The sequence below is a fragment of the Fontibacter flavus genome (genome assembly GCF_042432905.1).
GTDB lineage: Bacteria > Bacteroidota > Bacteroidia > Cytophagales > Cyclobacteriaceae > Fontibacter > Fontibacter flavus.
On sequence record NZ_JBHLWI010000030.1, the window covers coordinates 78,735 to 88,947 of the forward strand.

Below are 10,213 nucleotides of genomic sequence, written 5' to 3' on the forward strand. Positions count from 1 at the left end.
CTTTGAGGTCTTTTTTTGACCTCGAAGGTTTTTTATTATGTGAAGTTTACTCCATTTGAAATTCATCAGGTAAATAAATTGCAACATTCTCTTGATGTGAGATACGAAATCCCTCCATACCTCCAAACCAATCTAAACCCAAGCCCCGATTTAACTTGGTTGGTTTTTCCGATAAATACGTTTTCAAAGAGGAATATTTCCAATCGAAAGGGCTTTTAGTAAGTTTATGTTTGACTGGATTTAAATGAATGTAGATAATAACCTGGCTTAGGTATTCTTCTGAATCAATTTTCTTTCGTTTAAACTTTCTTTGGAATAAGGCCCCATGTCTATTAAACGCTTTATTGATACTTTTTGAATATGAATTTTGAAAATCAGCAAAGCCCTTTACAATTTGTTCATTAGAAAAATTGGGTTTTATTCTGACCAAAAAATGAAAATGATTTGGCATCAAACAATAAGCCAAAGTCTCCAGCTTGTCCCCCAAAAGCTGTTGGTATTTGGTAAGGAAATAGGAGTAGTTCTCTTCAAATAAAAAAAGCCTCTCGTTCCCTATGGCTCTGTTGTATATATGGTAAATTCCTTCAGGTTCAAAAAAGTCTGTCATAAGTGAAAAATTTTGATTACTTAAAAATAAGTCTTTTTAATCAAACTAAAAAAACCTTCGAGGTTTTAGAAACCTCAAGGGTTAGTAACCATTAGCCTTTGAGATCTATTTTTGACCTTGAAGGCTAATTATTTGGGGAAAGCTGATCAATTGAATACTAGATTAAAGTAAAGACCTTCGAGGTTTTAGAAACCTCAAAGGTCGGATACAACAACCTTTGAGGTCTTTTTTTGACCTCGAAGGTTTTTTTTTCACGCAATGGCGCAAAGAAAGACTAGGCGTACACAAAGAGATTTATCAAAAAGCCTTGTTTTTGCCTGTTGCATTTATAGAAATCCTTGTTCTCATTGCTTCAAACAAAGCTGTTTTTCCTATAAAACATTTTCAGATTTTGTTTCTTCTAAAAAACAATTTAATGCGGTTTATTGAAAGATCTGAGAAAAAAGGAGAGGAATCAAACAGGATTTCAAATGCTTTATGTTTGATTTTTGTAAGGGATTGTGTTTTTGATGTTATTCCAATTTAGGCATAGGTTCTAATTTTGTAATTGTAAATTACTTAATAACAGTCATTAATTACCAGCTATGCATAAATATAACAATCGCACAAACCAAGAAATAAACCAAAGCAGAATCCAGAATTAAAAGATAAAACACTCATCATTATCAATTCAAAAATTCTCGTTGAACTTTTCGTAAACAATTGTCATTATATTATTTAACGACTTTGTAATCAAGGTTTTCATCAAAAAAACTAAACCTTCTATCTCTAACTAAGGTTAAAACAAGATGAATGGGTAATCCTAAAAAATTATCCTTTATAGATGAAGTTTGTTCATGTCAATATCTAACTAACGATATAAAAAGCATCAAAAGGTTGGCTTAGGGCCAACAATTGATTGGGTAATAGTTATAAAAAAACGATGGCTCATTGGGCCATCGTTTTTTCTTTCCTCATATAATCTAGTACTCCCCCCAAAAAACTATTTCTGGGTAATTCGTGGGTTAAGTTTTACTTTTTTACCATCTATATTTCTTCTGATCCGCATATTGACCAATTCGACCCCAAGCGAAAAGAATACAGCAAAGTAAATGTAGCCCTTTGGCACCTCAAAATGCAGACCTTCTACCAACAACATAAAGCCAATTAGGATCAAAAAGGACAATGCAAGTATCTGTAAGGTTGGATGCTTGTTTATAAACTTGCTGATTTTTCCTGCAAAAAGCATCATAACAACCATGGAAATGATCACGGCTATAATCATCACAATTACTTCCTTCACCAGACCGACCGCAGTAAGGATACTGTCAAACGAGAAAATCACATCCAACAAGATAATCTGAAATATGACCTGGGACAGTCCGCTCGCTGAATTGGCCTTCATTTCTTCAGGCTTTCCTTCCATCTTATGGTGGATCTCTAGCGTAGACTTGAACAACAAGAACAAACCACCAAAAGCCAAAATCAGGTCCTTGCCACTTAAATTGAAACCAAAGAAGGTGATCAGAGGATCATTGAATTTGATGATATAGGATATTCCCAACAGCAGGCCGACCCTAAAGAGCATGGCAAAGGCCAAACCCATTATCCTTGCCTTTTCCTGTTGATGTTCCGGAAGCTTGTTGGAAATAATGGAAATAAAGATAATGTTATCCACTCCCAAAACAATTTCTAAGAAGGTCAAGGTAGCCAAAGCTATCCACGTTTCAGTAGCCAGAAAGATTTCCATTTGAGTGAAATTTTATGGTTTAATTTTTACTAAAGATCATAAAATCAGGGGAAATCAATATAATTTCCCCTGAATAACATTTATTAATATTCAACACTTACCAAAGAACGTTTAGGCAGCAAAAGATCGCCTTTCAAACAAACACTTTCTTCGGTAACGGCCCATATAGTCGTTTCAATCATAAAGGTATTGTTATCAAAATCAAGGAAGGTCAACTTTACCTTCACATGATCATTATTGCCTAAGGAAAGTGCATTTTCAAGATTTCTATCCCTCTCTCTGACAGCTATGGGATTGGGAAGAACTTCAGATTTCGGAAATCGAATACGGATGATATCCTCCTTTTGAATTTTAATGGGCTGACTCATAGTTTTTCGGCAAGTTTAAATTTCCGTAACTCTTCTTTAATCAATGCCTCCCATTTTCGGGTCAAGACCGGTTCTCCTGACAAATCCGAGAATATTTCCCCATTATAGATTTCCAAAGAGGCTTTGACTTTTCCGTTTTTACCAATAAGTTGCAGATACAGTTCATCCAAAACTTTCCTCTGATTTTTCTCTGTTCCGATCATTCGGGAAACTTCATGTTGAGAAACATAGTTAATTTCATCCAAATTGATCAAAAGAGGCTGAAAATCTTTCAAATTTTGGATGTAGACCAGTTTCCTTTGATCGGAATCCAATCCAATAAAATACTGGCCTCTCCAGATTTCCTTCTGATCCAATTTCAGATTTTGGCTTTTGAGATACTCTTCCAACATGGATTCTTTCTGGCGTTTCTCTTTATTTGATTTTTTTGAATTTAAGTAAAAGGGTATCACAAATGCGATCAAACAGACGATTGCGAAGGACAAGGTGACAATATCGATTTCAAACATGACGATAAGATTTTAAATGTTTTTTGATGTATTTGTTGCTTCAGGCCAATACCGTAAACGATCAGCCTAAAAATTTCCCAGACCTGAACATCTGAGGAATAAAATCTTCCCACTTTGTCATATACAGAAGTGTGGTTAAACTGTAATCTCAATAACACCTTGAATTAGAGAAGTATAGAAGCTCCAATCCATAGACGAGAATCACATCACCTATCAACTTAAACCTTGACAAAGCAGGGTCATGCTTACCAAAAATAATGAGAGGGGAATTTTAGCTCTTTAATACCAAAAATTAAGTCGACATGATCATAAAGCAAAAACAAGGTTTTGATCTTGTTTGCAAAATGAAAACTAAAAAAAGCCTGAAGGCCGAAAGACAATCCATTTAAAGAAAATTGCTCTTGCACCAAGGGGATTGACAGATCTGCATTTGACACGAGCATTATACCATCATATTGGTCTATAATGCTATTATCTGTCAGTTGGGAAAAAGCTGACTCGACATAAGAATTATCCTTAACGGCAATACATGACATCAACATTCCTTGAAGAAAAATCCCCAGGGAAAGCACCACTGTCATAAATTTTCTATTCTGCTTTACCATCGTAATATTGATAGGCTTATGAAAAGTTGAGCCATATTATTTCTTCGGTGAATTCAGGACTTTCCGTAGAAAGTAAATGGTTGAAATAATCACCAATCCTTGCGTAGCTATCATCATACTCATTGCCAATAAACTCATGGGTTCTTTTCTTTTAAGCGTTTTTGATAGGATAAATAAACCAAATAGGATATAAATACAAACAAGGCCAAGAGCATCAATCTTGCCATATTTACAAAGAAGATTTTGTCTTTCAAGAAAATAATATCTTCCTCATTTGTAAGTGTTTGCAACTTCCGTCTTAAACCAGCATTGGAAATATTTTTAATAATCGACCCATCATCCAAATTCCAGCCATTGCCTTCCCACAAGCTATTGATGTTTATCATCCATTCATTTTGATAGGGAGTAAACAATGCCCCCAAAAACACAAGTAGCAAGAGGCTTGGTGTGATGTATTTGATGATAAACTTATATATATCTGGAATCTTGATGTCAGCTCCTTCGGTGATTTCATTCCAGCCTTTTCCAATCCCAAAAACCCAGGAAAAAAGAATCGTTTCTAAGAGAGCAAAGACCACCAAGCTTATCGTTCCTGCCCAATAATCAAACTCATCAAAAACCCCATATTGGTAAAATAAAACCGTGGGCAGTCCCATTATCAAAGCCAATGCCCCAAAGGACCAAGCTCCACGTTTTTTACCCCAGCCAAATTCATCTTTCATAAACCCCATCCAAGGAGTGCCCATGGCCAAAGAAGAGGTTATCCCAGCGAAAAACAAAAGACCAAACCAAAATACCCCAGCAAAAGCTGCTGCTATTTCTCCCCATTGCTGAAATAGAAACGGCATCGTCTGAAATGCCATTCCAAAGCCGGCATTTTCCAGAACCCAATCCAAACCCAAATAGCCAGCCGCTATTGGAATCACAATGCTGCTGCCCAAAACCACTTCTACAAACTCATTGACAAACCCCGCTGAAACCGCATTCAATGCCACATCATCTTTAGAATTTAAATAAGCTGCATAACACTGAATGGTACCCATCCCCACAGATAAAGTAAAGAAAATCTGACCAGCCGCAGCTATCCAAACCTTAGGATTGGCCAGTGTGTCAAATTGCGGGGTCCAGAGGAAATTCAATCCATCCCATGCGTTGGCATCGGGGAATAGTTCTGATTGCCCGGATGTCCCTAGCGTCAAGCCCCTGATGGCCAGTAATACTCCGAACAAGATCAAAAGCGGCATGCCTATTTTAGCTACCTTTTCAATACCTCCAAGACCTTTGGAAAGAATAAACACATTCATGCCCAAAACAAGGACATAGAAGAATACAGCTTCAAAGGGAATACCTGTACTTGTGGTAAAGACATTGATATATTCTACAAAAAACTGCGCGACCTGCGACTGACTCATGCCGTCGAAAGTACCAAAGACGGAGTGCAATACATAGACCAAACTCCATGATTCTATATAGGTATAATAAGCGACTACAGCAATATTTGTGAAAATCCCAAATACTCCTACATATTTCCACATGGGTGATTTGCCCATTTCTTTCATGATATATGGGGTGCTGTGATTATTGAATTTACCCCCATATCTCCCTGAAGACCATTCAATCAGTAAGAGTGGAATTCCCATCAATAAGAAACAGATGAGATAAGGAATGATAAATGCACCACCACCATTCTGCACAGCCTGTACAGGGAAGCGTAGAAAGTTTCCCAGCCCCACAGCATTACCTGCCATGGCTAGGATGAGTCCAAGCCTTGAACCCCAAGCTTCTTTGGACACAGAATTTTGTTCCATATTGTAAATGGATTGATTAATTCTTAGAAATAGTGAATAGATCAAGACTAGCCTTGGGCTTAGTTTTGAAGAATTTTATACTAAGAATTCAATCAGAAAAAGAAAAAGAATGGATACAGATGGTCCAGAATTAGTTGTTGGATAGAAACAGATCCTTCAAAAAAACCGGAAATTAATTTCGTAAACAGGATTTGGTTTCTATGATAAAAAAATTCGAACGCACCTCTATAATCAACTTTCTTTAAGGAAGAAAAGGTGAAATTTGAAACACTTGGTATGACGACATTGATGACATCACCTGGGAGCTGAGAACTTTCGGGTGACCCAAAATAGTCGGCATGTTCAGTTTCCGTAAAGTCAATAGCATCCTGATTTTCGGACAAACCGAAAAACACCGCCTGTACGAAAAGTACTGACATTACAACTATACACGACTTGATATTAGCCCAATGCTTGTTCATCTTTACAGCAAAACAACCCAAATGTAAATTAAATTTTTATCCATCACAATTTTCATCATATATGTTGACATAATATTAATGCTGCACTCCTAAACAGCTTAAAAAATGAAGATCAAATTCAGAAAATTTTCATGATATTCAACCTAAAGTAGAAAGTAATCGTTTACATTTTAACTTCATCTTCATTATGAAATCAAGTATTAGCACTTTTCTTTTTCTTTTCTTGCTTTCCGCATGTGCGGAAAAAGAAGAACCGCTGCCTGAAAATGAACTTGAATTTGAACCCCAATCAGTCCTAGTCAAAACAAATGCAACTTTTTTGACCAATGATATTTTTGATTTAATCAATGGTTTAGACTTTGAAGTAAAGAGTGTTAATAATGCTTTTTATATTACCGAGCTCCCTGGAGATAGGCTTGAGGAAATTTTAGATGACTTAAATTCAAGATATTACATCAATGATGGCGTCTGGAAGGCTACCGGTTTTCTGCATGCCATAAACGGAAAAATCCATGTATTCACTAGATTTTTTGACATCAGGAATAGGGATAATCAAAGGGATTGGCTTTCACTAATGGAAAAATACCAATTACGTGAAAATTTCGTTTTTGATCACAGTGGTTTTATGATCCATTTCAAAGTTCCAGAGGGAGAAGAAAAGCGCTGGGTAAAACATTTTCAAAACCTGGATTTTGTGGAATGGGCAGAATTGAACTATTATGTTCAAATAGTTACCCACTGATAAATTCTAATAATCTCCTTTCTGACCAGGTAAACTCTTCTCCTTTCACCAAAAATCCCGTATGTCCTCCCCTTTTGGGCATTTCGAGGTAAATTTGGGAATGTTTTTCAGCAAGTTTTACCGGATAACATCTATCCGATAACAAGGGGTCATTCAGAGCATTGATGATCAAAGTTGGTATCTGAATATCCTTTATCCAATTGTCGGCACTGACACTTTGGTAAAAATCCCGGGCATCCTTAAACCCATGAACTTTTGCGGTGAAATTGGTATCGAAAGTATCAAAATCCACCACTGTTTTCAGCAAGTCTAAATCTACTAAACCTGGAAACTGTTCTCCTTTCAGCTGCATTTTGGTCTTGAGCTTACCCAGAAACCGGTTTTTATAAAAACTATTCCCCTTCTCCCTAAGTGTAGCAGCAGAATCAGGTAGATTGCAGGGTGTGGAATAGACTGCAGCCCTTTTGATTTTCGGATTGAGTGACAACCCATTTTCCCCTAGGTATTTTAAAGTCTGCGCTCCCCCCATTGAGATTCCTGTCAGGTAATAAGAATCATAATTATGTTTATTCTCTACATAAAGAATGACCGTAGCTAAATCATAGGATGCACCATGGTGATATAAAACAGGCCCTAGGTTCATTTCACCACTGCAGGACCGGTTATTCCAGGCCAATACATCATATCCTGCCTGATTAAAAAGTTTGGCGAGACCTTTGGCATAATGCCTTTCGGAACTGCCTTCAAGTCCGTGGGAAATGATCATTAGTTTTTCAGAACCAACTTTTGACCAGTCAATATCCAGAAAGTCCCCATCCGGAGTGGAAATTCTTTCTCTGGTATATTGAATCCCTTCTACTTTCCTGAATACACTTGGGTAAATGGTTTCCAAATGGCCGTTGAAAAGCAATTTTGGCGGTTTAGTATAGTTGGATTTTTCAATAATTGGCATTTTTACATCTTTTCAGCCCCGAAAATAAAACATATCTACAAGTCAGAGAATAATTTGTTTTATTTGAGGAAATTAAAATTGGATATCCCCTGAATAGTATCGTGGGTTTACATATAATTAACCATTGCAATATGAAAGTCAACAAAATACTCTTATTCCTTAGTTCATTCATGCTCAGCATTTTCACTATTTCTGCCCAGTCTGTAGATTCCTATATTGATAAGATTTACCCTGAACTTGATGCCTTATACAAACACCTGCATCAGAATCCTGAATTGTCATCTCAGGAAAAAGAAACCTCAGCCAGAATCGCCCGGGAATTGAAAGCATTAGGCTATGAAGTCACCGAGGGGATTGGCGGATATGGGGTTGTGGGTGTTCTTAAAAATGGCCCGGGTCCAGTACTCTTGATCAGATCGGACATGGATGCCCTTCCTATGGAAGAAAAGACCGGTTTACCCTATGCTTCTACCAAAAAAGCCATTTCCAATGATGGGAAAGAAACCTATGTGGCCCATTCATGTGGGCATGACATCCACATGTCCGTATTTGTCGGTACTGCAAGAATGATGGTGGAATTCAAAAACTCCTGGAGAGGCACCTTGTTGATGGTGGGCCAACCTGCTGAAGAAACCGGCATGGGTGCCTGGAATATGATGAATGATGGACTTTACGAAAAATTCCCTCATCCTGATTTTGCCATAGCCCTGCACGATGACCCTTTCCTCCCTGCCGGAACACTTGGTTATAAGGCAGGAGCCTTGATGGCAGGTGTGGATATGATGAACGTGACTGTTTACGGTGAAGGTGCGCATGGGGCAGCCCCGCATACCGGTATTGATCCCATTGTACTCAGTGCGCAGATGATACAGGCATATCAGACTATCGTCAGCCGGAGAATTGCCCCTATGGATCCGGCAGTAGTCACAGTAGGCTCCATTCACGGCGGTTCTGTTCATAACATCATTCCTGATGAAGTGGTGATGCAATTGACCTTGAGATCATATTCACCTGAAGTAAGAGAAGAAATGATCAGCAGCATTAAGAGGATCAGTGAAAACCTTGCCAAGTCTGCTGGTTTGCCAGAATCCAAAATGCCTACATATTGGATTCGTGAACCCCATACTCCTGCATTGATCAATGATGCACAATTGACAGAAAAAATGGTCAATGTCTTCAAAACCAATATTGGGGAAGATAAAGTTGTAGAAGTCAAGGCTCAGATGATCGGGGAAGATTTCAGTAGATTTGGAATGTCGGAAAGAAAAATCCCTATCACCATGTTTTATCTGGGTGCAAATGATCCTGCATTCCTGGAAAAGGCAAAAGCAGAAGGTTTGGATATCCCAGGTTTGCATAGTCCTTATTTTGCACCACTTCCTGAACCTACCATCAAAACCGGCGTAAAAGCCATGAGCTTGTTTGCGATGGATATCTTAAAAAATCAGGAAGTCATGCTGGACAAAAAAGATTAAATAAAATAATATTAGGATTAACATTATTTCACATTACCGTAACAGAAGATAATATTAAAACAGCTAGATTTGCAGCGTAAATTTTCTTCATAGGTATAGATGATATTAAAGAAGCCGGTTTTTAGCCGGCTTTTTTGATTTATTCTTTTCTCTTGATTACATAATTTTTAATGGGGAATTCCATGACAGCCTTTTCGAGTTTCCCATTCACATAATAAAACCGGTTTGTGTTACCGTTGACCTTTACTTCATAGTAATCTTTAACCTTTTTGATGGGAGAAGGTAGGCCGAAAGCTTCTGCTATAAACTCCTTGGCCCTTACCGGCTCTTCAAAATAAAAAACTGCAGCGCTATATAAGAAAGGCCTATTGACTACAGTATCCAATTCATATTTATAATTGGTGGATTTGATTCTATAATGGTCATTTCTCCATTCAATATCGGAGTTGAAATTTCCACGGTTTGTTTTTGAAACCACATTGGCTTTCACCAGTTTTCTATCTTTGTAAATAGCATTGGTCAGATAGTCAAGATTGATTTTGCCAAAAAACCAAAAACTCACATTACTCTTCAATTCGTAGTGTATATCACTGCCTCTGTTTTCTCTTTTGGCCACCATCTCCCCAATGGATATCCCAGCTATGGAAACATCATATTTAACAATATCCTGGGAAAGAGCAGGATGTGATAACATAATAAAAACCGCGATATAAGGGATTATCTTTTTCAATTTCAATACGTAATGATTCAACACAAAGGTCTTATTATCTAGACGCTAATCAAAATTACAAAAAGATATTTTGGAGACCTTTGAGCCAAACCCGAAAAATTGAGACTGTTCATTTAAGTGTGTCTGCTAACTTTACACAATATGAACAAGAAAAAGACAATTGATGACTTATTAAATGATCCTAAGATGAGTGAACGTTTGAAAGAACGTCTTTACAGTAAGAAAGG

The 10,213-nt window shown here is 37.4% G+C and carries 10 protein-coding genes; 2 read left to right on the forward strand and 8 right to left on the reverse strand.

Features of this window, described 5'->3' with window-relative positions:
• Nucleotides 1-46 precede the first annotated feature (46 nt).
• The 6 genes from ACFFIP_RS11460 to ACFFIP_RS11485 all read right to left on the reverse strand — a co-directional run bounded on the left by ACFFIP_RS11460 (nt 47) and on the right by ACFFIP_RS11485 (nt 6,045).
• A complete protein-coding gene (locus tag ACFFIP_RS11460) occupies nt 47-487 on the reverse strand; it encodes a transposase (RefSeq protein ID WP_382387786.1) in 441 nt (146 codons plus the stop codon).
• Nucleotides 488-1,589: 1,102 nt separating this feature from the next.
• Nucleotides 1,590-2,336, reverse strand: coding sequence for a TerC family protein (locus ACFFIP_RS11465; protein WP_382387787.1), 747 nt, complete (start codon nt 2,334-2,336; stop codon nt 1,590-1,592).
• A gap of 83 nt (nt 2,337-2,419) precedes the next feature.
• Nucleotides 2,420-2,704, reverse strand: a complete 285-nt coding sequence (locus tag ACFFIP_RS11470; RefSeq protein ID WP_382387788.1) for a hypothetical protein — start codon at nt 2,702-2,704, stop codon at nt 2,420-2,422.
• Complete coding sequence (locus ACFFIP_RS11475; RefSeq protein ID WP_382387789.1) at nt 2,701-3,213, reverse strand: hypothetical protein; 513 nt, start codon at nt 3,211-3,213, stop codon at nt 2,701-2,703. The genes ACFFIP_RS11470 and ACFFIP_RS11475 overlap by 4 nt, the downstream gene beginning before the upstream one ends.
• 739 nt (nt 3,214-3,952) lie before the next feature.
• Nucleotides 3,953-5,626 (reverse strand): sodium-dependent transporter, encoded by a 1,674-nt coding sequence (locus tag ACFFIP_RS11480; protein ID WP_382387790.1) that lies wholly within the window; start codon nt 5,624-5,626, stop codon nt 3,953-3,955.
• A gap of 92 nt (nt 5,627-5,718) precedes the next feature.
• On the reverse strand, nt 5,719-6,045 hold the full coding sequence (locus ACFFIP_RS11485; RefSeq protein WP_382387791.1) for a hypothetical protein: 327 nt from the start codon (nt 6,043-6,045) through the stop codon (nt 5,719-5,721).
• Nucleotides 6,046-6,274: 229 nt separating this feature from the next.
• Here ACFFIP_RS11485 and ACFFIP_RS11490 point away from each other — a divergent pair, with 229 nt between their 5' ends.
• Nucleotides 6,275-6,829 carry a hypothetical protein gene (locus tag ACFFIP_RS11490; protein ID WP_382387792.1) on the forward strand — a complete coding sequence of 185 codons (555 nt, stop codon included), beginning with the start codon at nt 6,275-6,277 and terminating at the stop codon, nt 6,827-6,829.
• Here the strand turns inward: ACFFIP_RS11490 and ACFFIP_RS11495 are convergent.
• A complete protein-coding gene (locus ACFFIP_RS11495) occupies nt 6,819-7,781 on the reverse strand; it encodes a YheT family hydrolase (RefSeq protein WP_382387793.1) in 963 nt (320 codons plus the stop codon). The genes ACFFIP_RS11490 and ACFFIP_RS11495 overlap by 11 nt on opposite strands.
• Nucleotides 7,782-7,912: 131 nt before the next feature.
• Here ACFFIP_RS11495 and ACFFIP_RS11500 point away from each other — a divergent pair, with 131 nt between their 5' ends.
• Nucleotides 7,913-9,256: an amidohydrolase gene (locus tag ACFFIP_RS11500; RefSeq protein ID WP_382387794.1), complete on the forward strand. Its 1,344-nt coding sequence runs from the start codon at nt 7,913-7,915 to the stop codon at nt 9,254-9,256.
• Nucleotides 9,257-9,395: 139 nt separating this feature from the next.
• Here ACFFIP_RS11500 and ACFFIP_RS11505 read toward each other — a convergent pair whose 3' ends face one another.
• A complete protein-coding gene (locus ACFFIP_RS11505) occupies nt 9,396-9,986 on the reverse strand; it encodes a DUF6134 family protein (RefSeq protein ID WP_382387795.1) in 591 nt (196 codons plus the stop codon).
• Between the last annotated feature and the right edge of the window lie 227 nt (nt 9,987-10,213).